This is a genomic window from Micromonospora sp. NPDC005806, assembly GCF_042871425.1.
Taxonomy (GTDB): domain Bacteria; phylum Actinomycetota; class Actinomycetes; order Mycobacteriales; family Micromonosporaceae; genus Micromonospora.
This window is the reverse complement of record NZ_JBIAIL010000005.1, coordinates 88593-112984: the sequence shown is the minus strand read 5'-3', so window position 1 is coordinate 112984 and position 24392 is coordinate 88593. Positions and strand designations below refer to the sequence as shown.

The 24392-nt window shown below is 72.9% G+C and carries 21 protein-coding genes and 1 pseudogene; 10 read left to right on the top strand and 12 right to left on the bottom strand.

Annotated features, from left to right (window positions below; genetic code table 11):
* Positions 1-19 precede the first annotated feature (19 nt).
* On the bottom strand, positions 20-2212 hold the full coding sequence (locus ACFYOS_RS08395) for a hypothetical protein (protein ID WP_387137002.1): 2193 nt from the start codon (positions 2210-2212) through the stop codon (positions 20-22).
* Entirely contained in the window at positions 2209-2991 is a 783-nt protein-coding gene (locus ACFYOS_RS08390; protein WP_387136999.1) for a deoxyribonuclease IV, read from the bottom strand. The genes ACFYOS_RS08395 and ACFYOS_RS08390 overlap by 4 nt, the downstream gene beginning before the upstream one ends.
* Before the next feature lie 676 nt (positions 2992-3667).
* On the opposite strand from ACFYOS_RS08390, the gene rpsF reads away from it, so the two are divergent.
* The 4 genes from rpsF (at position 3668) to rplI (ending at position 5308) form a co-directional block, all read left to right on the top strand.
* The gene (rpsF, locus tag ACFYOS_RS08385) at positions 3668-3958 is read left to right on the top strand and encodes a 30S ribosomal protein S6 (protein ID WP_387136996.1); all 291 of its coding nucleotides are present in this window, start codon (positions 3668-3670) and stop codon (positions 3956-3958) included.
* Between the two features lie 80 nt (positions 3959-4038).
* Positions 4039-4566 (top strand): single-stranded DNA-binding protein, encoded by a 528-nt coding sequence (locus tag ACFYOS_RS08380; protein ID WP_198940427.1) that lies wholly within the window; start codon positions 4039-4041, stop codon positions 4564-4566.
* Between the two features lie 41 nt (positions 4567-4607).
* The gene (rpsR, locus tag ACFYOS_RS08375; RefSeq protein WP_013289355.1) at positions 4608-4847 is read left to right on the top strand and encodes a 30S ribosomal protein S18; all 240 of its coding nucleotides are present in this window, start codon (positions 4608-4610) and stop codon (positions 4845-4847) included.
* A 14-nt stretch (positions 4848-4861) separates the two neighbouring features.
* Positions 4862-5308, top strand: a complete 447-nt coding sequence (gene rplI / locus ACFYOS_RS08370) for a 50S ribosomal protein L9 (protein WP_387136991.1) — start codon at positions 4862-4864, stop codon at positions 5306-5308.
* Positions 5309-5393: 85 nt separating this feature from the next.
* Here the strand turns inward: rplI and ACFYOS_RS08365 are convergent, their stop codons facing one another.
* On the bottom strand, positions 5394-6938 hold the full coding sequence (locus ACFYOS_RS08365) for a hypothetical protein (RefSeq protein ID WP_387136989.1): 1545 nt from the start codon (positions 6936-6938) through the stop codon (positions 5394-5396).
* Positions 6939-7330: 392 nt separating this feature from the next.
* Here ACFYOS_RS08365 and dnaB point away from each other — a divergent pair, with 392 nt between their 5' ends.
* On the top strand, positions 7331-10105 hold the full coding sequence (gene dnaB / locus ACFYOS_RS08360; RefSeq protein ID WP_387136986.1) for a replicative DNA helicase: 2775 nt from the start codon (positions 7331-7333) through the stop codon (positions 10103-10105).
* Positions 10106-10120: 15 nt separating this feature from the next.
* Here dnaB and ACFYOS_RS08355 read toward each other — a convergent pair whose 3' ends face one another.
* The 5 genes from ACFYOS_RS08355 to ACFYOS_RS08335 all read right to left on the bottom strand — a co-directional run bounded on the left by ACFYOS_RS08355 (position 10121) and on the right by ACFYOS_RS08335 (position 15932).
* Entirely contained in the window at positions 10121-10801 is a 681-nt protein-coding gene (locus tag ACFYOS_RS08355; protein WP_387136983.1) for a maleylpyruvate isomerase N-terminal domain-containing protein, read from the bottom strand.
* A 78-nt stretch (positions 10802-10879) separates the two neighbouring features.
* Positions 10880-11269 carry a zf-TFIIB domain-containing protein gene (locus tag ACFYOS_RS08350; protein WP_387136981.1) on the bottom strand — a complete coding sequence of 130 codons (390 nt, stop codon included), beginning with the start codon at positions 11267-11269 and terminating at the stop codon, positions 10880-10882.
* Between the two features lie 23 nt (positions 11270-11292).
* Entirely contained in the window at positions 11293-11925 is a 633-nt protein-coding gene (locus tag ACFYOS_RS08345; RefSeq protein ID WP_387136978.1) for a phosphoribosyltransferase, read from the bottom strand.
* 55 nt (positions 11926-11980) lie between these two features.
* On the bottom strand, positions 11981-13276 hold the full coding sequence (locus tag ACFYOS_RS08340) for a glycosyltransferase 87 family protein (RefSeq protein WP_387136975.1): 1296 nt from the start codon (positions 13274-13276) through the stop codon (positions 11981-11983).
* A gap of 106 nt (positions 13277-13382) precedes the next feature.
* Positions 13383-15932, bottom strand: coding sequence for a putative bifunctional diguanylate cyclase/phosphodiesterase (locus ACFYOS_RS08335; protein WP_387136973.1), 2550 nt, complete (start codon positions 15930-15932; stop codon positions 13383-13385).
* Between the two features lie 656 nt (positions 15933-16588).
* Between ACFYOS_RS08335 and moaC the strand changes: the two genes are divergently transcribed.
* The 4 genes from moaC (at position 16589) to ACFYOS_RS08315 (ending at position 19371) form a co-directional block, all read left to right on the top strand.
* Positions 16589-17080 (top strand): cyclic pyranopterin monophosphate synthase MoaC, encoded by a 492-nt coding sequence (moaC, locus tag ACFYOS_RS08330; protein WP_387136970.1) that lies wholly within the window; start codon positions 16589-16591, stop codon positions 17078-17080.
* A complete protein-coding gene (locus ACFYOS_RS08325; protein WP_387136967.1) occupies positions 17077-17547 on the top strand; it encodes a molybdenum cofactor biosynthesis protein B in 471 nt (156 codons plus the stop codon). Before moaC ends, ACFYOS_RS08325 begins: the two co-directional genes overlap by 4 nt.
* 26 nt (positions 17548-17573) lie before the next feature.
* Positions 17574-18833 (top strand): molybdopterin molybdotransferase MoeA, encoded by a 1260-nt coding sequence (locus ACFYOS_RS08320; protein WP_387136964.1) that lies wholly within the window; start codon positions 17574-17576, stop codon positions 18831-18833.
* Between the two features lie 115 nt (positions 18834-18948).
* Complete coding sequence (locus ACFYOS_RS08315; RefSeq protein WP_387137332.1) at positions 18949-19371, top strand: molybdenum cofactor biosynthesis protein MoaE; 423 nt, start codon at positions 18949-18951, stop codon at positions 19369-19371.
* Positions 19372-19399: 28 nt separating this feature from the next.
* Here the strand turns inward: ACFYOS_RS08315 and ACFYOS_RS08310 are convergent, their stop codons facing one another.
* Both ACFYOS_RS08310 and ACFYOS_RS08305 read right to left on the bottom strand, forming a co-directional pair.
* Positions 19400-20836 carry a glycosyltransferase 87 family protein gene (locus ACFYOS_RS08310; protein ID WP_387136961.1) on the bottom strand — a complete coding sequence of 479 codons (1437 nt, stop codon included), beginning with the start codon at positions 20834-20836 and terminating at the stop codon, positions 19400-19402.
* A 204-nt stretch (positions 20837-21040) separates the two neighbouring features.
* Positions 21041-21586 carry a DoxX family protein gene (locus tag ACFYOS_RS08305; RefSeq protein ID WP_387136958.1) on the bottom strand — a complete coding sequence of 182 codons (546 nt, stop codon included), beginning with the start codon at positions 21584-21586 and terminating at the stop codon, positions 21041-21043.
* Between the two features lie 145 nt (positions 21587-21731).
* Between ACFYOS_RS08305 and ACFYOS_RS08300 the strand changes: the two genes are divergently transcribed.
* Entirely contained in the window at positions 21732-22277 is a 546-nt protein-coding gene (locus ACFYOS_RS08300; RefSeq protein WP_387136956.1) for a GNAT family N-acetyltransferase, read from the top strand.
* Between the two features lie 14 nt (positions 22278-22291).
* Here the strand turns inward: ACFYOS_RS08300 and ACFYOS_RS08295 are convergent, their stop codons facing one another.
* Positions 22292-23527, bottom strand: coding sequence for an AAA family ATPase (locus tag ACFYOS_RS08295; protein ID WP_387136953.1), 1236 nt, complete (start codon positions 23525-23527; stop codon positions 22292-22294).
* Between the two features lie 138 nt (positions 23528-23665).
* Positions 23666-24169, bottom strand: a pseudogene (locus ACFYOS_RS08290) (flagellar basal body protein FliL); the annotation flags it as partial.
* Positions 24170-24392: the final 223 nt, after the last annotated feature.

Here is a 24392-nt window from a genome sequence, read left to right as displayed (position 1 = left end):
CGGCCCGCCAACCCCCCACTCAAAGGTGGAAGACCACCGCGTCACCCACCTCCTCGCGGGTCACCCCCAACCCGTCCGAAGGCCGCTCCAGCATCCCCTCCCACGGGGTGCCGCCGAGTTGGTTGCGGAGCACGACCACGTTCTTCACGCCGAGCTGGCGCAGGTAGTCGACGCTGGCCTGGTCGGGGAAACCGACGGCCACCTCGCGGACTTGGGCCTGAGTCTCCGGGGTGAAGCCGCTGCCGCCGTTGACCATGTCCGGGAACCGGCTGGTCGACCAGACCATCACCGGCTGGTCCAGGTTCTGGCTGCTCGGCAGCACCAGCATCGGCCCGTCCACGGTCCGCATCGCCACCGGCTGCTGCGGCACCACCGGGTGCGACGTGACGTTCAGACCCTCCACGATCACCAGCAGCAGCGGCAGCATCGTGGCCAGCCGCAGCCACGGCCCGGGCCACGGGGGGACCCGCTCGGCGGCGAGCTCGCGTACCCGGGCGCAGAACGCGGTGGCCGCGCCGGCGGCCAGCAGGCCGAGCAGCAGGGTCGTCCAGAGCATCATCCGGCCCGGCGTCCGCAGGCCGTTCCAACCCGGCAGGTACTCGAAGAGCGGGACGTAGGTGAAGGTGCCACCGAAGAACCGGGTGCCCATCGCCAGGATCATCGTGACCAGCACGCCGGCCAGCAGGTAGAGCCGGTGCCGGACCCGCCAGACCGAGAAGAACAGCCCGCCGGCGGCCAGGGCGTAGAGCACGAAGCCCGGCAGCAGGGTCATCTCGGGGTGCCACGGCAGCGCGGCCCGGGCGCCCTCGTGCAGCGGGCCCCAGATCCGGGACTCCGCCGGCGCGGTGAAGAATCCGCTCGCCGGCGGCGAGTAGATCTTGATGTCGCCGAGCGTCCGGGCGGCGTTCGGGTGCAGCTCCGCCACCTTGAAGTACGGCACCGCCAGCAGCGCCCCCACCGCGGCGAAGAGCACGCCACCGAGCAGGTCGGCGAGGAGCAGCCGGCGCCCGAACGGGCGCTTGACCGGCCGGACCACCCAGCGCCGGGCGAACCAGACCAGCGCCGACACCAGCACGATGCCGGCCACCAGGTACGCGAACGGCAGCCCGATGCCGAAGCCGAGACTGAGCTGCCACGCCGCCACCAGCCAGCCCGCGAACGCCCAGCCGGCGTGGCGGCGCCGGGGTCGGTAGCCGTACCGCAGGGACCAGCCGTGGCCCCGGGCGAGCATCGCCAGCGCCAGCGGGATGCCGCCGTTGGAGAGGATGTGCAGGTGCCCGGCCTGAGCCAGCAGCCAGGGGGCGTACGTGTAGCTCGCCCCGGCCACCGCGGCCCCGATCCGCCCCGCGCCGAGCTGCCGCGCCAGCGCGTACGCCCCGAGCGTGGCGAGCGCGTGCGCCAGCACGAACATGATGTTGTAGCGCAGGATGGCGGCCTCGGGGCCGTGACCGATCATGCCGGCCGGGGCGTACCCGAGCAGGGTGTCGGAGAAGGCGAAGCTCCACCGGTCGGGGAAGAAGGTGTTGGAGTTCCAGAGCTGGGCCGGGTCGGTCAGCAGGATGTGCCCCGACCAGGCCAGCTGCCACGACTGGAGGCTCGGGTCCCAGTAATCCTGCGGCAGCGTGTAGCCGGGGTAGCGCAGGGTGGGCCAGGTCATCAGGACGGCCAGTGCCAGCGAGGCAACGGTGGCCAGCGTCCACTCGTGGACCAGCAACCGGCCCATCGCGCGGACCGCCCGGCGGGGACGGGTGAGCATCGGGTCCGGGGCGGGGCCGAACGCGGTGAACGGGTCGTCCGGCTTCGTATCCGCGGCGGGCGCGTCCTTGTCGTCGGCCTTCGCGGAGGGGGCGGCGGTGGTCTCCGCGGGGCTGGCGCCCGGCTTCGCGGTACGGCTCGCGTCGGCCTCCTCCGCGGCCGCCTTTCCGACGGGCGCGCCCGGGCCGGCCTCCCTGTCGACCCCCTCCGCGGCCCCCGTCCCGCCGGGCTCGGCCGCGCCGACCTTCCCGCCTGGTTCGGCGACGCCGGCCTGCCCGCCGGTCCCGGTCGGGTCGGCCTCAGCGGCGGCCGCGTCCGGTCGGTCGGTCGGCGTCGAGCCGGCGGGATCCGGTCCGGGGCCGGCCCGGTCGGGGCGGCCGGTGACCGGTCCGGGTTCGCTGCCGGCGGACGGCGTGACCCGGCCGCCGTCGGTGGCGTCGGACTGCTCGGTGGTCATGCCGCCGCACCCAGCTGACCGCGCAGAAAGGCGATGTCGGCGGCCTGGCCCTCGACCCCGCCGGGAGTCTCCACGATGACCGGCGCGCCGGCCGCCCGGATCACCGCCACCACCAGCTCCGGGTCGATCGTCCCCCCGGTGAGGTTGTCGTGCCGATCCTGCCCCGAGTTGAACGCGCCCTTGGAGTTGTTGGCGTGGATCAGGTCGATCCGACCGGTGATCGCCTTGACCCGGTCGACCAGCCCAAGCAGCTCCTCGCCCCCGGCGTACGCGTGGCAGGTGTCGAGGCAGAAGCCCACCTCGTAGTCGCCGAGCGCGTCCCAGAGCCGGGCCAGCGCGTCGAGGTGCCGGGCGCAGGCGTTGTCCCCGCCGGCGGTGTTCTCGATCAGGACCGGGAGGGGGAAGCCGCCGGCGTCCGCCGCGTACGCGAAGGTCTTCCGCCAGTTGTCGAAGCCGACGGCCAGGTCGTCGCCGGCGTTGACGTGCCCGCCGTGCACGATCAGGCCCTTGGCCCCGACGGCCGCCGCGGCGGTGGCGTGACCGAGCAGCAGTTTGCGGCTGGGAATGCGGATCCGGTTGTTGAGGGTGGCCACGTTGATGACGTACGGCGCGTGGACGTAGAGGTCGACGTCGGCGTCGCGCAGCCGCTGCGCGTCCTCCCGGGGCTTCGGGGCCTTCCATCCCTGTGGATCGGAGAGGAAGAACTGCACGGCTTCGGCGTCCCGGGCGGCCGCCTCGGCCAGCGGGTCGGTCGGATCGACGTGGGCTCCGATTCGCATGCAGGGCAGCCTACGTCGCGCCTCCGACGCACGGGGTGACCGCGGTGGACCGGTTTCGGCGTCGGGACCGGAGGTTGTCCGCCCGGGTTGCGGCGGTGGCCGGCGTCACCGGGCGGCCCGGCGGTCGTTGTCCGAGGTGGGATCGATGGTCGACGCTTCGCCCGGGTGCGGTCCACAGCGTGTCCGGGCGGGGGGAGACCCCCGGCAACGGGGCGCCCCGTTGTGCGGCCCGGCACGACGGGGCGGGATCCGACTCGTCACATCGGACACCTGGTCAGCAGGATGTTCGGGCAAATTCCTCCATTTACCCCAACAGGTGACGAGAGCCGTTGTATGGTCAGACCAGGTGACAACACAATAAAGCTCCGCGGGGCGTCCTCGATCCAACCTCATCGGTGTGGTCGTTCCTCCCCAGGTCCCACCCAAGGAATGCGGACGGGACGCCCCGCGGCCCCGTGGACAGGGGTCCACCTCCGGCGCGCGACGCCGGAGGCGGACCCCTGTCGCGTGCCCGGGTGCCCCACCCGACCGGCCCGGTGATGATCGTCCGGACCGGGTATCCTGGTCCGGTTGTCCGCGTCCGGCCGGGTTCCCCCGCACCGGGCACGGGCCACGACGCACGACCTCCTGCCACGGAAGGACCGTGGCCGCTTAGCCCACAGGAGGTGAGCACGTCTTGCGTCATTACGAGATCATGGTGATCCTCGACCCCAGCCTCGAGGAGCGCACCGTCGCCCCGTCGCTCGACACGTACCTGAACGTGATCCGGACCGCGGGTGGCTCGGTGGAGAAGACCGACGTGTGGGGCCGCCGGCGCCTCGCGTTCGAGATCAGCAAGAAGGCCGAGGGCATCTACGCCGTCATCGACCTCCAGGCGACGCCGGAGGCGGTGGCCGAGCTGGACCGTCAGCTGCGACTCAACGAGTCGGTGCTGCGTACCAAGGTCATCCGTCCGGAGATGCGCTGAGCATCTGACCCGGCACGTCCGGATCAAGCCTCATCGACGCTGTCAGAGGGCTCTGAGAGCCTGTGAGGGCGAAACGATGAGTGCGCGAGGAGATGGTCATGGCAGGAGACACCACCATCACGGTCATCGGCAACCTGACCGATGACCCCGAGTTGCGGTTCACCCCCTCCGGGGCGGCGGTCGCCAAGTTCCGGGTCGCTTCGACGCCCCGTTTCATGGACAAGGCGTCCGGCGAGTGGAAGGACGGCGAGCCGCTGTTCCTCTCGTGCACGGTCTGGCGGCAGGCCGCCGAGAACGTCGCCGAGTCGCTGCAGCGCGGCGCCCGGGTGATCGTGTCCGGCCGGCTGCGTCAGCGGTCGTACGAGACCCGTGAGGGTGAGAAGCGCACCGTCATCGAGCTGGAGGTCGACGAGATCGGCCCGTCCCTGCGCTACGCCACGGCGAAGGTGCAGAAGATGTCCCGCTCGGGCGGCGGTGGCGGCTTCGGTGGTGGTGGTGGCCAGGGCGGCGGCGGAGGCAACTTCGACGACCCCTGGGCCTCGGCTGCGCCGGCTCCCTCGCGCGGTGGTTCGGGCGGCGGAAACTTCGACGAGGAGCCCCCGTTCTAATGGCGCCGAGCGCCCGCGATCGCAAACCAGGAGCAAGAGCAATGGCCAAGGCTGCGGCACTTCGCAAGCCGAAGAAGAAGGTGAACCCGCTCGACAAGGACGGGATCACCTACATCGACTACAAGGACACCGCGCTGCTGCGCAAGTTCATCTCCGACCGCGGCAAGATCCGCGCTCGGCGGGTGACCGGCGTGACCTCGCAGCAGCAGCGGCAGATCGCCCGTGCGGTCAAGAACGCCCGCGAGATGGCGCTCCTGCCGTACACGGCCACGACCCGCTGAGAGGAGGCACCGATATGAAGATCATCCTGACTCAGGAGGTGTCCGGCCTCGGTGCCCCGGGCGACATCGTCGAGGTGAAGGACGGCTACGGCCGTAACTTCCTGCTGCCGCAGGGCTTCGCGATCGCCTGGACCAAGGGCGCGGAGAAGCAGGTCACGGTCATCAAGCGGGCCCGCGCGGCCCGGGAGATCCGCGACCTCGGCCACGCCAACGAGGTCAAGGCCCAGATCGAGGGTCTGAAGGTCAACCTGAAGGCCCGCGCTGGCGACGGTGGCCGGCTCTTCGGCTCGGTCACCCCGGCCGAGATCGTCGACGCCGTCAAGGCGGCCGGCGGTCCGACCCTCGACCGCCGTCGGCTGGAGCTGCCCGCCCACATCAAGTCGCTCGGCTCCTACCCGGTCAGCATCAAGCTGCACCCCGAGGTGACCGCCAAGTTCGACCTGACCGTGGTCAAGGGCTGACACCCACAGCACGACGGAAGGGCCCGCACCGGACTCCGGTGCGGGCCCTTCCACTTGTCCAGGCATCGGGCCCGGCCGGCGTCGCTCAGCCGATCGGCTGGCCGGTCACCGCGCTGACCATCACGGTGGACAGGCCACCGCCGACCACCGCCGCGGCCAGCGCCACCGTCGCCGACCGCCAGGTCGTCCCGACCCGGCGCAGCACCACCGCGACGACGAGGCTGCTGACCAGCGCCAGCCCGAACCGCGGCGCGCCGGCGATCAGCGAGGCGAAGGCGTGCGCGCGCGGCGAGTCGCAACCGCCGCCGGTGATGTCGGTGACGCAGCCCGCCGGCGCCTGCCCGTCGAGGAACAGCAGCCCGACGAAGAGCAGCAGCGCCGGCACCAGGTAGCAGGCGGCGGTGTAGACCAGCGGCCGGAGCGGCCCGCCCGGATCGGGATCGAGCAGGTCGTCCTCCAGCCGGCGGGCCCACGACCCGCCGCCGACCGTCCCGATCTGCCGACGCAACGTCGGCACCCCGTCCCGCCCGGCGCCCACCGGTCCCGCCGTCCGCAGCCGCGGGGCGGTGTAGGCGGCCATGGGAGAACGCGGCGCAGACGGTGGCGTCTCCATCCACCGCGGGTCGTCACCGGCCAGCCGGGTCCCGGACCAGAACCCTTCGGCCCGCTCCGCCGATGCCCAGCCCTCGCGGGCCGGCGCCGGCGGCACCGTCCGGTCCCACGGGTCGACCTCGGCGTACCGGCTCCACTGGCCGGCGGCGGTGTAGCGGTCCCACTGGCCCGTGTCGGCGGAGCGGTCCCATTGCCCGGTGTCCGTGATCCGGCCGAATTCGCCGGTGTGCTCGGTCCGGTCCCAGCGGCCCGTGCCGTCCGGCTGGTCCCACCGGTCGCCGGTGACGGCACGGTCCCAGGCGTGCACCCCCGACGCGTCCCACGGGTCGACCGGTGGCCGCTCCGCGGGGTCCGGCCCGGCCGACCACCCCCGGCTCCACGGGTCGTCCACCTCCGGGCGGGACCAGGAGTCCGACCCTGACCGCCGGTCGCGCCGGCTGGTCCGGCCGGAGTCCCACCGGTCGCCCTCCCCGCCCGACGCCGGGCTCTCCGCGAGGCCCGACCAGGTGACCTGCGGCCGGCGGGTCTGCGTGCGACGCGGCCGGCTCCGCGGGGCCGGCCCGGAGACCGGCTCCTCCTCGATGGACTCGGCGCGCCGGCTCCCGACGTACCCCTGCTCCTGAGGGGTGTCGAAGGTCCACTCGACGGTGTGCTCGCCGGCCGGGCCGACGCCGACGGCCCGCAGTTCGCGGTGATCGCTCTCCCGGAGCCACGTGCTGTCCGTGCCGGCCCGCCAGCCGCCGCCCGAATACGGCGGCTCGACCTCGTCATCGTCGGGGGCGGCGTGCCGACCCCCGCCATCCGCCCGGCGGACACCCGACTCCACCGCCCACCGGGGAAGGTATGCGTCGACGGGCTCGTCCTCGCCGGCTTCGGTGGACCACCGCCGGCTCGGGGTGCGGCAACGGCCGGAGTCGTACGCGTCGACCGGGAGCGGCTCGGCGGGATCGTCCCGCGGGGCGATCGGCTGGCGCTCGCGCGGGCTGTCCTCCCCGCTTCCCCAGTCCCGGTATCTCACGGCCGGAGCGTGACCCTTCTCAACCGAAAGTGCAATCCGCTGTCCAGGTGTAGCCGTTCGCAGAGATAGTACGGGACGATCGGGTTTCAAGCTCCACCCGAAATCTGTCGTCCACAGGGTGGGGATTACATAACCGCAGGTCAGAGCGATTCGGAACGGAATTCACCATCGCTTGTCCACATCCTGTGCACACGCTGCGCACATTCCTTCCCCCGGCGTCCACAGGTTGTCCCGAGGCTCGTCCACCGGCATTGTTGAGGGGTTGACCTCGGGTTCCGTATCGTGGTGCCCCGACCGTCCGGGCGATGGCCCCCGATCGACCGGAGGGTCGTCGGAGCTGTCAGACCCTGGCGGTATAGCTGGACTGGATCCGACGCAGCGAGGGGGGACTCGTGTCGGTCACCGACGACACGCGGGCGGAGCGAGCCGGCGGGCAGTCGCCCGCGCCGGCGCAGCGCGACGCGCCGTTCGAGAAGACTCCGCCCCAGGACGTGGCCGCCGAGCAGTGCGTCCTCGGCGGCATGCTGCTCTCCAAGGACGCCATCGCCGACGTCGTCGAGATCCTCAAGTCCAACGACTTCTACCGACCGGTGCACGCCACCATCTTCGACGCGATCCTCGACATCTACGGCCGCGGTGAGCCCGCTGATCCGATCACCGTCGCGGCGGCGCTGGCCGACTCCGGCGACCTGGCCCGGATCGGTGGCGCGCCCTACCTGCACACGCTGATCGCCAGCGTGCCGACCGCCGCCAACGCCGCCTACTATGCCCGCATCGTCGGCGAGCGCGCGGTGCTGCGCCGGCTGGTCGAGGCCGGCACGAGGATCGTCCAGCTCGGATACGGCACCGGCCAGGGGGGGAGCCGGGACGTCGACGACGTCGTGGACCTCGCCCAGCAGGCCGTCTACGAGGTGACCGAGAAGCGGGTCAGCGAGGACTTCGCCGTGCTGGCCGACATGCTGCAGCCGACGCTCGACGAGATCGAGGCCGTGGGCGCCCAGGGCGGCGTGATGACCGGTGTGCCGACCGGCTTCAGCGACCTCGACCGGCTGTTGAACGGCCTGCACCCGGGTCAGCTCATCATCGTGGCGGGCAGGCCGGGTCTCGGAAAGGCCTTGGCGCTTGACACGCCGCTGCCGACCCCGGACGGCTGGACGACCATGGGTGAGGTGGCGGTCGGGGACAAGCTGGTTGCGGCGGATGGCACGCCGACCACCATTACCGCCGCCTTCGACGTGATGCACGACCGTCCCTGCTACGAGGTCGAGTTCTCGGACGGCTCGGTGATCGTGGCCGACGCCGAGCACCTCTGGAAGACGACCACCCGGGCCAGCCGCCGGCAGCCGGAGGCGCGCCTGCGCCACTACTGGTCGGAGGAGTCGCTGGCCAGGGTGCGTGCGGTTGAGGCGATGGCCGGCGCGGCGCCGCACCGGCTGGTGACGCTCGCGCAGACCCTCGAACAGGTCGGTCCCGAGTTCCGGAACGTGCTGCACACCGTCGCGCACCAAATGGGTGCCAACGGTCGGGTGAGCCGCCCGGTGACCCGGGCCGGCAAGGTGCGGAACTGGAGCGCTCCCGGCTACCCGGCCGGGGCGCTCCTGGCCGGCCTCCGCGAACGGGCCGAGCGGCACGTCAACTCCGGTGCCCGAGCAGATCACGACGGCGTGATGACCACCGCGCAGATCGCCGCCACACTGCGCACCGAAACGGCCGACCGCCGGCTGAACCACGCGGTGGAAAACTGCGCGGCCCTTCAGCTACCAGAGCGGGACCTTCCGGTGCCGCCGTACACGCTTGGCGCCTGGCTAGGCGACGGCCACAGCGCCGGCTCCCGAATCACCAGCGTCGACCAAGGCATCCTCGCCCGGATCGAGGAGGACGGGTTCGAGGTCAGGCAGTCGTCTGCCGTGTCGACGCTCTTCTCGATTCGGCCCAAGAGTTGCGTGATGTGCGGCAGGAGCCGAGGTGGGTGCGCGGTGTGCGGAAACCGCCCGGCATCACTGGTGCACGCTCTGCGCGAGGCTGGGGTCCTGGGTTCTAAGCACGTTCCGGGGCTGTACCTGCGTGCATCCGAGGAGCAGCGGCGGGCCTTGCTGGCGGGGCTGCTGGACACTGACGGAACCGTCACGGGCACGGGCAACGTTCAGTTCACCACCACCTCGCCCAAACTTGCGGAGGGTGTTTACGAACTGATCGTCAGCCTCGGCTATCGGTGTTCAGTCTCCCGTAGGACGGTCCAGGGACGCAGCCCGGACTCGGCAACCGCGTACAACCTGAACTTCACCACGAACCATGACGTGTTCTGCCTGGCGCGCAAACGTGAGGCTCACCGAAGCCGACGTCGCAGCGACAGCAGCGCCCGGACTGACAGCCGGTTCATCGTCGACGTGCGGCCGGTGCCGAGCGTCCCCGTTCGCTGCGTGACCGTCGACAACGACGACCACCTGTATTTGGCGGGGCGGTCGATGATCCCGACGCACAACAGCACCGCAAGCATGGACTTCGCTCGAAATGCGGCTATCCGCGCCAACCAGGCGTCGGCGATCTTCTCGCTGGAAATGAGCAAGGTCGAGATCGTCATGCGACTTCTCTCGGCCGAGGCCCGCGTACCGCTGCACGTGCTGCGCAGTGGTCAGCTCTCCGACGACGACTGGACCAAGCTGGCCCGCTGCATGGGTGAGATCAGCGAGGCACCGCTGTTCGTCGACGACACGCCGAGCATGAACCTGATGGAGATCCGGGCCAAGGCGCGGCGGCTCAAGCAGAAGCACGACCTGAAGCTGATCGTGGTCGACTACCTCCAGCTGATGACGTCGCCGAAACGCACCGAGAGCCGGCAGCAGGAGGTCGCCGACCTCTCCCGTGGCCTCAAGCTGCTGGCCAAGGAGGTCGAGTGCCCGGTGATCGCGGTGAGTCAGCTGAACCGTGGCCCGGAGCAGCGCACCGACAAGCGACCGCAGTTGTCCGATCTGCGGGAGTCGGGATCAATTGAGCAGGATGCAGATGTTGTCATCCTTCTCCACCGCGACGACTACTACGACAAGGAGTCGCCGCGGGCGGGAGAGGCGGATCTGATTGTTGCCAAACACAGAAATGGGCCCACGGACACCATTACTGTCGCTGCACAGTTGCATCTCTCCCGATTCGTCGACATGGCCATCGTCTGACCCGTCCGCTGGTCCCTAACCGAGCAGCGGGAACCAGCCGGCGGCCTCGCCCAACTCCCGCCGGTCACGGTCGGTGAGCGGCAGCCGGCCGGTGGCCTTGAGCAGGTATTCCCGGTCGTCCCAGCCGGTCGGGCGGACGGCCTCGTCGCTGAGCAGGACGTCCACGGTGGCCACCGCGACCCGGGTGGGCGCCGCGGCGGGGCGCGCGGCGTCGGGCAGGTCGACCACCAGGTCGAGGTGGTGGATGACCGCCTCGGTGGTCAGGGTGGCGAGGAAGTCCGGTACGCGCAGCACGTGCCGCTGGGTGGTGACGTACCCGTCGGGGTCGGCGGCGGCCGCCCGGGCGGCGGCGGGGGCGGTGTCCGTCCAGAGCCGGACGACGCCGCTGGGCCGCTCGAACGCGGCAGCCGACCGGCGGGCCCACCAGGCGTGTTTCAGGCTGGCCTCGTCGTTGCCGCCGGGGGTGAACGCACGCCAGTAACTGACGTCGTCCACGTCGGCCGGGCCGGCGGCCGGGCTGGCCAGTGCGACCAGAGCCCGCTGGGCGTCGCAGAGGACATGGAACAGCAGGTCGGCGATGAGCCAGCCGCGGCACCGGGTCGGCCGTTGCAGGGCGGCGTCGTCGAGCCCGGCGACGACGGCGGTGATCCCGTCGTACGCCTGGGCCAGCGCGTCGTGCTGCCGGATCGCGGTCATGAGGAGCAGCCTGCCACGACCGCACCGGGCCGGCACAGCGGCCGGACCGGCGGTGCCGGCCCGGCCGGAAAGGGGCGCTCAGTCGAAGAGTTCGCCGAGGAAGCCGCCGTGGTGCTTCTTGCGCCGGTAGTGGCCGTGGTAGCCGTAGTGGCCGCCGCCGTGGCCGTAGGCCGGCTGGGCGTAGCCGTGGCCGGGCGGTGGCGGAGGGGGCGGCGGGACGGCGCCGTACCCGGGCTGCTGCGGTGCGGCGCCTGGCGGCGGGGGCGGAGGCGGGGTGTAGCCGCCGGCTGCCGGGGCCGCCTGCGGGGCACCGTGCTGCCGGTTCCAGTTCGCCTCGGCCTCGAACAGCTTCTCGAGCTCGCCGCGGTCGAGGAAGATGCCGCGGCACTCGCCGCACTGGTCGATGATCACTCCGCTGCGCTCGTACTGGCGCATGTCTCCGTGACACTTGGGACAGGTGAGCTGCATGGGACCGACGGTACCCGGTGGAGTCACGCGGTGGCGGTGAGCGCTTCCGTCACCTCGTCGTCGGAGACCTCATGGAAGTCGTCGTAGTAGGCGCCCACCGCGGCGAAGTCCGGCGGGGTCTCGACGATGACCACCTGGTCGGCCTCGGCGGCGAGCATCTCGTACGCCTGGTCGGAGCCGACCGGCACGGCGACGACCACCCGGGCGGCGCCCAGGTGGCGGGCCACCTGCACGGCGGCGCGCGCGGTGGCCCCGGTGGCCAGTCCGTCGTCGGCGATGACGGCGGTCTTCCCGGTCAGGTCGAGCTGCGGGCGGCCGGCCCGGTAGCGGCTCTCCCGGCGCTCCAGTTCGGCCTGCTCCCGTTGCCGCACCTCGGCCCGGTCGGCCTCGCTGAACCGGTCGGCGACCATCTCGTTGAGCACCTGCACCCCATCGGGTCCGAGCGCCCCGTACGCCACCTCCGGCGCCCAGGGCACGCCGAGCTTGCGGACCACCAGCACGTCCAGTGGCACGCCGAGCCGCTCGGCGATCACCCGAGCGACGAGTACGCCGCCGCGTACCAGCCCGAGCACGATGACGTCCGGCCGTCCGGCGAGGTCGGTGAGCCGGTCGGCGAGCACCCGGCCCGCCTCTTCCCGGTCGCGGTAGGTGGTCATGCCTCAGGTGTACGCCCTGCCGGCCCTGCGCGCCGCGGAGTTGCCGGAATGGCGGTCAGGCGGCGACCTCCGGCCGGCGCTCGGCGAGCGCCAGCGCGGGGGCGAGGACCAGCAGGGCGAGCGGGTAGAGCAGGTAGCCGAACCGGGTCGAGGGCATCAGCAGGATCGCCGCGAGCAGCCCGTACCCGCAGATCAGCGCGGTCGTGGCGGCGGTGCGCGGCGGACGGCGGAGAAGCCGGACGGCGATCACCACCCCCACCGCGACCAGCAGCGCGGCGGCGACGATCCGGCCGGCGGGCAGCGCGGCGGCGATCAGGTGCCCGGGGAAGGGGGACTGCGCGGGGCTGGTCACCAGCCCGTGCCCGAGCGGGAAGCGCAGTACGTTCTCCGCCAGGGCGTCCCGGTCGATCAGCAGGGCCGGGAGCAGCGCGACGGCGGGCAGGCCGAGGGCGCCGAGCGCGGTGCGGACGCCGGCCCGGCGGGTGGCGGCCCAGCAGACCAGCACGAGCGCCACCGGCCAGGCGAAGAGCTTCAGCGCCCCGGCTACCCCGACCGCCACGCCGGCCCGACCCGGCCGGCCGGCGGCGGCGAGGGTCAGCGCGAGCAGGCAGAGCGCGAGGACGGGCAGGTCGTCGCCGCCGGTGGCCAGGGTGAGCGCGCAGACCGGCAGCACGGTGGCCGCCTGTACGCCGCGGAGCAGGGCGCCGCCCCGACCGGGGGCGTCCGGGCCGGAGGTGCCGCGCAGCGTGACCACCGCGACGGCCAGCGCCACGGCGGTGACCAGGGCGAACCAGACCCGCGCGTCGGTCCACCAGGCGTCGACGGCGGCCCGGGGCAGTCCGAACAGCGCCATCCCCGGCTGGTACGGCGTGTAGCCGAGCAGCTGCTCCGCCGGCGGCAGCGCGGCGATCGCGTCGTGCCCCAGGTAGGGCGTGCCGTGGTCGGCGAGCCGCGCGCCGGCGTGCTCGATGACGACCACCTCCTCCTGCGCCCGGTCGGTGCGCCCCGCCGCCCGCTGGATGCTCTGCGCGGCGACCGGCAGCAGTGCGGTGGTGGCCCAGGCGAAGCCGGTGACCGCCCAGCGGGCGGGCAGCCCGGCGAGGAAGGTGCCGGCGTGCCGGCGTCGGGCGAGGAGTTGGCCGGTCGCGGCGAGCGTCGCGAGCGCGTACCCGAAGGTGGCGAGCGCGCCCCAGGCACGGTGCGGCAGCAGGGTCGAGGTGGCGGCGGTGATGCCGGCGAACACCGCGGAGACGGCGTAGAGGCCCAGGTCGAGGGCGAGCCCGCCGGCTGCGGAGTCGACCGCCTGCCAGCGCGGGGGGGCGGGGGCGGTCCGGTCGGGCGCGGCGGTCACGCCGGCCAGTCTGGCAGACGGCGCCCCGGCGACCGTCTTCCGCTCGTTGTCGCTCCCCGGCCGTCCGCGACCTGGCGAGGCTCCCGGCCGTGGGGCGGGGCCGGGCTCAGCGCCGGCGGGGCTCGTCGGCGGTCTGGCCGGCGGACGGGCTGCCGACGGTCCGGCTCCGGCCACCGGTCCGGCGGCCGGGCAGGCGGATCACCGCGCCGGTGTCGTGCAGCGGGGGTGCGAGGATGCCGGGTCGGCCGCCCGCGCCCCGTTGGAGGGCGGCGAGCAGCGCGCCGGCCGGCAGCGGCCGGGCGAAGAGGTGGCCCTGCCCGGCGGCGCAGCCCAACTCCCACAGCGCCCGCCGCTGCGGCTCGTTCTCCACGCCCTCGGCCACCACGGTCAGGTCGAGGCTGCGGCCGAGGTCCAGCGTGGAGCGGATCACCGCGGCCGCCTCGGTCGTGGTCTCCATCGCGGTGACGAAGCTGCGGTCGATCTTCAGCTCGTGCACCGGGATGCGGGAGAGCAGGGAGAGCGACGAGTAGCCGGTGCCGAAGTCGTCGAGGGCCAGCCGTACGCCGGAGTCGCGGAGCCGGCCGAGCACCTGGTCGACCACGTCGAGCTGACTGAGCGTCAGGGTTTCGGTCAGCTCCAGCACCAGGCGGTCCGGCGGCAGGTCGTGGGCCCGCAGCCGGGCCAGGACCGCCCCGGGGAAACGGGGGTCGAGCAGGCTGCGCGGCGACACGTTCACCGAGACCGGCAGGTCGAACCCGGCGGTCCGCCAGGTGCCGGCCGCGATGAGCGCCTGGTCGAGGATCGCTTCGGCGAACGCGGGCAGCAGCCCGGAGCGTTCCACCGCCTCCAGGAAGCGCAGCGGGTCGATCACGCCGTGGGTCGGATGGTGCCAGCGGGCCAGCGCCTCCGCGCCGATGGCCGCGCCGCTGGCCAGGTCCACGATCGGCTGGAAGGTGACGGTGAACTCGTGGTCGGCGACCGCGCGGGGCAGCTCGCCGCCGAGAGTGAGCCGGCCCAGGTCGGCCGTGTCGCGGGTCGGGGCGTACGTGGAGATCCGCTGGCCGGCCCGCTTGGCCTGGTACATCGCGACGTCCGCGCGGCGGAGCAGCTCGGGCATGCCGCCACTGGCGGGGGCCACGGCGATGCCGCCGCTGGCCTCCACGCTGATCCGCATGCCGTCCAGGTCGAGCGGCTCGTGCAGCGCGCCCAGCAGCGATTCGGCCCGGTGCGCCGCGATCGCCGGGGCGGGCAGCCCGCGTAGCAGGACGGCGAACTCGTCGCCGCCGAGCCGGGCCACCAGGTCACCCGGGCGGGTCGCCGCCCGCAGCCGGTCGGCCACCTGCATGAGCACCCGGTCGCCGGCGCCGTGCCCGAGCGTGTCGTTGACCTCCTTGAAGTGGTTGAGGTCGATCAGCACCAGGGCGGTGACGCCGTCGGCGTGCCGGTTGGTGAGCTGCTCGGTGCCCTCGTCCAGCAGGTGCCGGCGGTTGGAGAGCCCGGTGAGGGCGTCGTGGGTGGCCGCGTACGCGTGCTCCTCGGCGATCCGGGCCAGCTCGGCGTACGCCTGGGCGTTGCGGACCGCGGTGCACAGCGCCGAGGCGAAGGTACGCAGGGTGTACCGCTCCCGCTCGGACAGCTCGACCGGGCCGGCGAAGCGGAGCCGGAGTACGCCGAGGTCGACCAGGTGGTCGTGCCCCTCCAGGGCGACCGGGACGACGGTGCCGGCCACCCGGCTGGCCTCCGGGGCCTCGCCGTCGTACGCGATGCCGCCGGTGCCACCGCGGACCGTGCGCCGTCCGTCGCGCAGCTCGATCTCGACCTCGTCGGCGGAGAAGAGCTCGGCGGCCTGCGTGACGGCGGTGGTGAGCACCTGGTCGAGGTCGACGACGTTGAGCGCGTCGGTGGTCCGGGCGAGCCGCTGCCAGGCCTGCTGCTCGGTGCGGGTGCGGATCCGGGTGGAGTACGCCAGGTGCAGGCTGAGCACCAGCGGCGGCACGGCGAGCAGCAGTCGCGGCTCGGCCCGGAGGATGAGCAGGGTGCAGACGGTCACGACGAACCGCACCACGAAGCCCACCGCACGGAGATCCCAGTTCGCGCGGAACTGCTGGCGAATCCGCGTGCCGGAGGCGAGCGCGATGACCGGAATCGCCAGCACCTCGTCGAGGACCGTGGCCACGAGATAGGCCGCGGCGACCGGGCCCAGCAGCGCCAGCGGCCCGCCGGAGTCCCACCGACCTTGAAGGGTGACCAGGGTGAGCCCGGCGCCCGCAGCGACCAGGGTGTTCTTGCCGACGCTGAACGCCGTCTTGATGGCGGAGAGCCGGAGGATGGCGAAGGCGACCGCCACACCGGCGGCGGTGGAGAGGACCACCCAGGAAAGCGGCGCGACAGCAGCTCCGATGAGGATGGCTGTTTCGTTCCAGGTGATCGAGTGGGTCGTGGACCTGATCCGGATCCTGGCCTTGACCAGGGTGGCCACTGCGACCATGGAAGTGAGCGTGGCGATCGTGGCGAAGTCGCGGACCGAATGGCCCGCGGGCCTCGGCGCGGAGGTCAACGCGATCGCGCAGGCGGCGAGCGCCAGAACGACGATGAGGCCGACCAGGATCCTCAGAGTCCTGTCGGCCTCATGGCCGCGTCGTCGTGCACTGTCCATGGCGCTCCCGACATCACCCGGTGCTGCTCGCACCGTAGCGCAACGTGCCGGCCGGTCGGGATAGGCCGTTGGCTTCTCACATCCATTCGCTGCCACGCATGGCGTTCTCCCCCAGGTCGAGCTCCGAATCGATCGGAGCGACTACTACCAAGCAGTTAGGGGGATCTTATGGAGGGCGATGGGAAAATAGGTCAGTCGAATGTCGTATTGCGCAACATTAGCCAACCTTAAGGGGATTTGTGACGCTCTGTCCATCGCACCTGCGCGCAGCGCGCCGGAATTCACGGCAAGGGCTCGCCACCGGTTCCGCAGGGCGGGCCGCCCCTCCTCAGTGTGACGACCCAGGTGCCTTGACTCATCCGCAGGATGGTCCTTTGCGCAATCGTTTCGGTGGAGGTTGCCCAGCGAGTCGCGATCGGTCGGCCAGCACTGGGCGACGGGGGTAAGGGTTCGATTGCGATCGGTAAGCTCTGCTCCGGTGATCATCTCAAATGGGTTACCGAAAAATACCCCTCGGTACACCCGAACAACATTTCGTGTTCGCCTGCTCGTCGTCGAGTTCGGCCAGTTGGTGACGGTCGACGAAATGGTCGACGAGCTGTGGCCTGCCGACCGGAGCCGCCCGCACGTCATACGCGGGGGTTAGGCTCGCGGCCGTGACCGATCCCGCGCAGCTCACCCACGTCGACCCGGCCGGCGCGGCCCGGATGGTCGACGTCTCCGCCAAGCCGGTCTCCGGGCGGCTCGCGGTCGCCGCCGGCCGGCTGCGCACCACGGTCGAGGTGGTGGAGCTGCTGCGCCGCGACGGCCTGCCCAAGGGCGACGCGCTCGCGGTCGGGCGGCTCGCCGGGATCATGGGGGCCAAGCGCACCCCCGACCTGATCCCGCTCTGCCATCCGATCGCCCTGCACGGCGTCACCGTCGACCTGCGGCTCACCACCGACACCGTGGAGATCACCGCGACTGCGAAGACCGCCGACCGGACGGGCGTCGAGATGGAGGCGCTCACCGCGGTGGCCGTCGCCGGGCTCGCCCTGGTGGACATGGTCAAGGCGGTCGATCCGGCCGCCTCGGTGGACGCGGTCCGCGTGCTCCGCAAGGAGGGCGGCAAGACGGGCGAGTGGGTCCGGCCGGAGGACCGGCCGTGATCCGGGCCCGGGTCATCGTCGCATCCAACCGGGCGGCCGCGGGGGTGTACGAGGACACCAGCGGCCCTCTTCTCGTGGCCGGCCTGCGGGCCTTGGGCTGCGAGGTCGACGAGCCGGTGGTGGTGCCGGACGGCGAGCCGGTCGGCGGGGCGCTGCGGGCGGCCCGCGACGACGGTGTCGACGTGGTGCTGACCAGCGGCGGCACGGGCATCACCCCGACCGACCGGACGCCCGACGTGACCCGCGCGCTGCTCGACTACGAGATCCCCGGCATCGCCGAGGCGATCCGGGCGTACAGCCGCGACACCGTCCCCACCGCCGCCCTGTCCCGGGGGCTGGCCGGCGTGGCCGGCCGCACGCTGGTGGTCAACCTGCCGGGGTCGCGGGGCGGGGCGAAGGACGGGCTGGCCGTGCTCGGGCCGATCCTGCGCCACGCGGTCGACCAGCTCCGCGGCGGCGACCACTGACCACGCACGGGCGATAGGCTCGCCGGATGAGCACGGAAACCGCAGCCGCCGCGGCGCAGGTCGCCGCGCCGCCGCCGGCCGGGTGGGAGGAGGCCCGCTCCCGGGTGTACGCCGTGGGCCGCGCCGCCGCGCTTCCCGCAGTCGACCGGGCGCTCGCCGACGCCGACGGGCACACCCTCGCCGAGCCGCTGACCACGCGTACCGATCTGCCGGCGTTCCCCACCTCCAGCGTGGACGGGTGGGCGGTGCGCGGGGACGGCCCGTGGCAGGTGGTGGGGCGGGTGCTCGCCGGGCACACCGCGTCCCCGCTGACCACCGACGGCACCACGGTGGAGATCGCCACCGGCGCGATGGTCCCGGAGGGCACCACCGCGGTCCTGCGGGTCGAGGAGTCGACCCGGACCGCCGACGGTCGGGTCGACGGCAGGCCGCGCCCGAGCCCGGAGTGGCGGCAGCCCGGCGAGGAGGCGTGCGCCGGGGAGGAACTGCTGCCCGCCGGCACCCCGGTCGACCCGGCGCTGATCGGCCTGGCCGCCTCCTGCGGCCACGACACGCTGCGGGTCCACCGGCCGCCCCGGGCCGCGCTGCTGGTCTTCGGCGACGAGCTGCTGACCGCTGGCCCGCCGGGTGCCGGCCGGGTCCGCGACGCCCTCGGCCCGGCGGTGCCGGCCTGGCTGCGCCGATACGGCTGCCAGGTGCGCCCGGCCGACGTGGTCGGCCCGGTGGCCGACACCCTGCCCGCCCACGTGGCCGCCCTGCGCGGCGCGCTCGCCACCGCCGACCTGGTCTGCACCACCGGCGGCACCATGCACGGCCCGGTCGACCACCTGCACCCCACGCTGGCCGCCCTCGGCGCGGACTACGTGGTCAACACCGTCGCGGTCCGCCCGGGCTTCCCGATGCTGCTGGCCCGGCTGGTGGACGACGATGGCCGGGTCCGGTTCGTGGCCGGCCTCCCGGGCAACCCCCAGTCGGCCGTCGTCGCGCTGGTCTCGCTGGTCGCGCCCCTGCTCGCCGGCCTTCAGGGCCGGCCGATGCCGGTGCTGCCGGAGGTCACCCTGGCCGAGCCGATCCCCGGCCGGGGCGACTACACCCACCTCGCCCTGGTCCGGTGGGACCGGGTCGCCGGCACCGCCCACCCGCTGCGCCACGTCGGCTCGGCGATGCTGCGCGGCCTGGCCGGAGCGGACGGCTTCGCGGTGATCCGGCCGGGTACCACCGGCGCGGTCGGGGACCGGGTGCCGATCGTGCCGCTGCCGCTGGTTCCTGGGGAGCGGGCTTGGTGAGCGCGAGGACGCGCCGGCCGGGGCGGCTCGCGTGGGACGCGGCCGAGCCGGAATGCGCGCTTGAGCCGGGGTTGCGAGCCCCGCAGTCGCGAACGAAGGAGGAACAGTGAGCCCGGTGCAGGGGGTCATCGTCGGCGCGGTGACCGACCAGCCGCTCGACCTGGCCGCGCACGAGGCGGCGGTCGCCGACCCGCGGGCCGGCGCGGTGGTCTCGTTCCAGGGGGTCGTCCGCGACCACGACCACGGCCGGACGGTGACCCTGCTGGAGTACGAGGGTCATCCGACCGCCGAGGACGTGCTCCGCGCGGTGGCCGCCGAGATCGCCGCCGACCCGGAGGTGTACGCGGTGGCCGTGTCGCACCGGATCGGCCGGCTGGAGATCGGCGACGTCGCCCTGGTCGCGGCGGTCAGCACCGCGCACCGGGCCGCCGCCTTCGCGGCCTGTGCCCGGCTGGTCGACGAGGTGAAGGCGCGACTGCCGATCTGGAAGCGGCAGGTCTTCGCCGACGGCACCGAGGAGTGGGTGAACTGCCCCTGACCGACCGCCGTCGGTCGCGGGTGGACCGTCAGCGGCGGGCGGTGAGCTGGGCGGTGCGTACCAGCCGGTCGTGGTAGAACGCCGGCTCGGCGCCGGGCCGCCAGGGCAGCGCCGCGACCAGCGCGATCAGGGCGATCGCCAGGGAGTTCTCCATCAGCGCGCCGAACAGGCCGTCCTGGTAGTGCGAAACCTCGGGGAGTTGGTGCTCGTACGGCCAGATCGGCGAGATCAGGAAGAGCAGGTAGAGCGTGAGCGCGCCGACCCCGTGCCGCACGCCGGTGAGCGTCGGGTACCAGATCGGCGGGCGCAGCGGCGGCACCCCGCTGGTGGCGGGCGTCCCGGTGACCCGGGGCAGCAGCCCGCGGCTGGCCTCGCGCCGGCGTACCGCGGCGTCGGCCAGCACGATGATCGCCGGGATCACGAAGACCAGGTGGTGTGACCAGGAGATCGGGCTGATCACGTTGGCGGTCAGCCCGACCAGGGTGAACGCGGTCAGCTCGTCGCCGTCGGCACGGGCGCTGGCGGCTCGGGACAGGCCCAGCGCCAGCATCAGCACCGAGAAGGCCAGCCAGAGCAGGCCGGGAGTCTCGATCGAGTCATAGAGCCGGGCCAGCAGGCCGGCGAGCGACTGGTTGGCGGTCATGTCCGCCGCGCCGACCCGCTCGGTCTGCCAGAGCACGGTGCTGAAGTAGGTCCGCGACTCCTCCCCGACCAGCGCGAACGTCCCGAGGGTCACGGCGATGGTGGTGCCGATCGCGGTCATCGCCGCCCGCCACTGCCGGGTGATCATCAGATACGCGACGAACAGCGCCGGGGTCAGCTTGACCGCGGTGGCCAGGCCGATGCCGACTCCGGCCCAGATGCCGCTGTAGACGAAGCGGGCCAGCGCCGAGTCGGCGGTGTCGTGGTGGGTGCCGCGCTTGGCCCGCCACCGCAGCCCGATCAGGTCCGCCATGATCAGCGCGAAGAGCAGCAGGTTGACCTGGCCGTAGCCGAGCGTCTCCCGGGACGGCTCGATGGCGAGGGCCATCGGCGTGGCGATGCCGACGGTGAACCAGAGCGGCCAGCCGAGCCGGTCGACGATCGGGCGCAGCAGCGCGGCCAGCACGACGGCGAGCGCGGCGATGCTGGCCAGGGCGTTGAGCAGGCCGGCGGCGTCGACCGGCAGCCAGGACATCGGCAGCATGACCAGCCCGGCGAAGGGCGGGTAGGTGAAGCCCAGGGTGGTCGAGGGTGCGATGAAGTCGTACAGCTCGTGGCCGCTCGCCCACCACACCACGGCACCGTGGTAGATCTTCATGTCGAAGAAGTTGTACGGCCGCCCGAACGCGCCGATGGCGAGCCATGCGGCGTAGGCGACGGCGGCCACGATGCCGGTCCGTACGACTGTCCTGCGATCGATCCCACGCGTTCCGCGGTGGACTGGAGCGAGGCGGTCCATCCGTCTACCGACGGTCGCCGGCATGGCGTGGCCACCCCCGTACCAAGCTCGTCCTACCCGTCCAGGTCCCGCACGGAGCCTAGAACGGCGCCTCACGTTGCTGCCTCCCGCGTTATGCGACCGTGTCCGATCCCACACATGTTTTTGACATTTCCACCGCGTTAACGGGTGTCGGACGGTTCAGGTGATTAATGGCCTTGCGGGGGGTGGTGGCCGTATTGATGCAGGTCAGCCCGGAAGTCGGCGGGCGGTGGCCGCCGATCGGACGGCGATCTTCGCCTCGCGGCGGGCGGTCCGGACCGCCCGCTGCATCGAGCGACGCGAGTGGTTGATCCGGTGACCGGCTCGCCAGCGCAGCCCGGGCTTGCCCTCGGTATCCGCGGCGGCGAGGAGCAGGCCGCCGAAGAGCCCGAGGTTCTTCAGGAAGTGGATCTGGTTGTTGTTGCGCGCCCCCGGGTCGTCGTTGTTCCAGAAGGGATGACCGGCAGCGGTGACCGGCACCAGCGTGCCGGCGAGGACGAGGGCGGCGGGCCGGGCGAACTTCCCGGTGGCCAGCATCAGGCCGCCGACGACCTGGACGGCCGAGTTGGCTCGGATCAGCGTCTCGGTGTCGGTCGGGATCCGGGGATGCAGGTTCTGGAGCAGTGGGGCGGCCCGATCGGTGACCGGCTTCGCGGCAGCAGCCAGCCGGCCGGGGTTCTGCAGGTTACGGGCGCCGCTGACCACGAAGATGCCGCTCAACATGACACGGGCGAGGGAGCGCACAGGCTTCATGGCTCAGTCATACCCCGTCGCAACGGTCGTCACCCCTGCAACGCCCGAAAGGGATCGGCCGACGTGGACGTCCAGGCGGGACGCCGACGTGCCGATTTCAGCGACCATCGCTGATGGACACCGATCGGACGGTAAGGTCGCGCGGGTGACGACCCTGCGACTCCGGCCCGAGGATCCGGCGGACGAGGCCCCGGTCGCCCGGGTGCTGGCGGCCGCCTTCGCCCGCCCCGACGTGGCCACGCCGCCGGAGGTGGGGCTGGTCGACGAGCTCCGGCACAGCGACGCCTGGATCCCGGAGTTGGCCATGGTCGCCGAGTACGGCGGTGAGGTGGTCGGCTACGCGCTGCTGACCCGGGTGCGGGTCCGCACCGACGACGCCTCGTATCCCGCCCTGGCGCTCGGTCCGGTGGCGGTCCCGCGGAATCGGCAGCGGATCGGGCACGGCACAGCGGTGGTGCAGGCGGGCTTGGACGCCGCGACCGAGTTGGGCGAACGGCTGGTGGTGGTGCTCGGCGCCCCGGCGTTCTATCGCCGCTTCGGGTTCGGCCGGGCCGACCGGATGGGACTGACCAGCCCGTGGTCCGGCCTGGGGGAGCCGTGGCAGGCCCTGGTGCTGCCGCCGTCCACCAGCGACGAGCCCCCGCCCCCGCAAGGCGAGGTGGTCTTCCCGCCGCCGTGGTCCCAGGTCTGACCGCGACCCGCGGCTCAGGTCGGCTGGGTACGCAGGTACCGGCCGAAGTGCGGGACGGTGAAGGCGACCGTGCCGCGCTCGCCGGAGTAGATCAGCCCCTTCTTGATCAGCGCGTCCCGGGCTGGGGAGAGGCTGGCCGGCTTGCGGCCCAACGCGCGGGCGATCTCCGCGGTCGGCACCGCCGCGTCCATGTCGTCCCGACCGGTCTCCTCCCCCTCCACCAGGGAGAGCGTCGCCATCGCCCGCATGTACTCGCGCTCGGCCGGGGTGGCCCGCTCGAACCGGGAGCCGAAGAAGCCGACCGCCAGCTCGGCCTCCGCCTCGGGCGCGGCGACCCGGACGTCGGCGGCGGTGATCGGCGAGCGCGGGGCGTGGTCCCAGGTGGCCTTCCCGTACGCCTGGACGAAGTAGGGGTAGCCGCCGGACTTCTCATAGAGCAGGTCGAGCGCCTTCTGCTCGTACTCGACCTCCTCCCGCTCGGCCGGCGCGCAGAGCGCCTGGTCGGCGGCGATCCGGTCGAGCCGGTCGATGCGCTGGTAGCGGAAGAGCCGCTCGGAGTACGACTTCGCGGCGCTGAGCACGGCCGGCAGGTGCGGCAGCCCGGCGCCGACCACGATCAGCGGCGCACCGAGCTGGGACAGCTCGTGGCAGGCGGCGCAGAGCGCGGAGACGTCCTCCGCGCCGAGGTCCTGCATCTCGTCGACGAAGATCGCGATGCCGGTGCCCACGTCGGTGGCGACCGCCGCCGCGTCGCTGAGCAGCTCGACCAGGTCGATCTCGATGTCCCCGGAGTCGGCCCGGCCGCTGCTGGCCGGCACGTCGATGCCCGGCTGCCAGCGGTCGCGCAGCTTCGGCGCGGCCCCGCCCCGCCCGGCGGGCACGGAGCGCTGGGCGAACGCCTTGAGCACGCCGAGGAAGGCGTCGATCCGGTCCGGGGCGCGGTGCCGGGGCGCCAGCTCGCGGACCGCCATGTGCAGCGCGGCGGCGATCGGCCGACGCAGCGACTGGTCGGGCCGGGCCTCGATCTTGCCGGTGCCCCAGAGGTGGCTGATGGCCTCCGACCGGAGGGTGTTGAGCAGAACGGTCTTGCCGACCCCGCGCAGGCCGGTGAGCATCAGGCTGCGCTCGGGGCGGCCCCGGGCGATCCGCTCCAGCACCACGTCGAAGACGTCCAGCTCCCGCCCCCGCCCGGCGAGTTCGGGCGGACGCTGGCCGGCGCCCGGGGCATACGGGTTGCGGACCGGATCCACGAATCGCAGAGTATCGGGCCGTCTAGCTGCGAGGCTAGACATCCGTAGATGGGGCTACCGGCGTGTCGGGGAACCTCGACCCAAAACTAGGGCTGTCTAGCGTGGAGACTAGACAGCCCTAGTTTTGCCTACGGCGGGTCAGCGCTGCTTCAGGCAGAGCACAAAGTCGAGGGTGTCCAGCTCGCTGTCGAAGAAGTACCAGTCGGTGTAGCCGGCCACCTTGGCGCACTTGGCCTCGGCGTCCTTCTCGCCGCTGGTCGCGCCGTCGATGCGGCGCAGCACCTGGTACGTCTTCGGGCCGCACTCGCTGATCATCAGCTTCGGCTGGTCGGCGCCTCCGTCGTTGCGAACGCACTGGCCCGCCCGTACGAAGCGCGGATCGGTCGAGGATGCCGGGGCCGGTGCGCCGGTCGCCGGCTCGCTCGCCCCCGCGCTCGGGTCGGCGGCCGGCGTGGCCGCCGCGCCGGACCCGCTCACCGGCGCCGCCTCGTCCCGGCCGAGGACCCAGAACGCCGCCGCGCCGCCGAGCACGAGCACCGCCACCACGGCCAGCACCGCGACCAGGCGACCCTTGCCACGCTTCGGCGGCGGTTCGAGGTACGACCGGCCGCCATAGCCCGCGGGTCCGGGCTCCGCCGGCGGGTGCGGTCGCCCCGCGGCCCAGCCCGCGGTCGGCTCGTACCGCTGGGCGGGCGGTTCGTACGGGTGGCCCGTCGGCTCGTACTGCCGGGCCGGAGGCTCGCCCCAACCGCCCGGCTGCGCGGCGTACCCGGGGTCGTGTCGAGCGCCGCCCGGCGGGGCGTAGCCGTCCCCGGGCCGCGCGTCCCACGGGTCCGGTCCACCCGGCGGGCCGAAATTCGACATG

Coding starts and splice junctions, on each gene's coding strand:
- ACFYOS_RS08395 (WP_387137002.1), bottom strand. CDS start 2,212: ATGACCACCGAGCAGTCCGACGCCACCGACGGCGGCCGGGTCACGCCG.
- ACFYOS_RS08390 (WP_387136999.1), bottom strand. CDS start 2,991: ATGCGAATCGGAGCCCACGTCGATCCGACCGACCCGCTGGCCGAGGCG.
- rpsR (WP_013289355.1), top strand. CDS start 4,608: ATGGCCAAGGCTGCGGCACTTCGCAAGCCGAAGAAGAAGGTGAACCCG.
- rplI (WP_387136991.1), top strand. CDS start 4,862: ATGAAGATCATCCTGACTCAGGAGGTGTCCGGCCTCGGTGCCCCGGGC.
- ACFYOS_RS08355 (WP_387136983.1), bottom strand. CDS start 10,801: ATGACCGCGATCCGGCAGCACGACGCGCTGGCCCAGGCGTACGACGGG.
- ACFYOS_RS08350 (WP_387136981.1), bottom strand. CDS start 11,269: ATGCAGCTCACCTGTCCCAAGTGTCACGGAGACATGCGCCAGTACGAG.
- ACFYOS_RS08345 (WP_387136978.1), bottom strand. CDS start 11,925: ATGACCACCTACCGCGACCGGGAAGAGGCGGGCCGGGTGCTCGCCGAC.
- ACFYOS_RS08335 (WP_387136973.1), bottom strand. CDS start 15,932: ATGGACAGTGCACGACGACGCGGCCATGAGGCCGACAGGACTCTGAGG.
- ACFYOS_RS08320 (WP_387136964.1), top strand. CDS start 17,574: ATGAGCACGGAAACCGCAGCCGCCGCGGCGCAGGTCGCCGCGCCGCCG.
- ACFYOS_RS08310 (WP_387136961.1), bottom strand. CDS start 20,836: ATGCCGGCGACCGTCGGTAGACGGATGGACCGCCTCGCTCCAGTCCAC.
- ACFYOS_RS08305 (WP_387136958.1), bottom strand. CDS start 21,586: ATGAAGCCTGTGCGCTCCCTCGCCCGTGTCATGTTGAGCGGCATCTTC.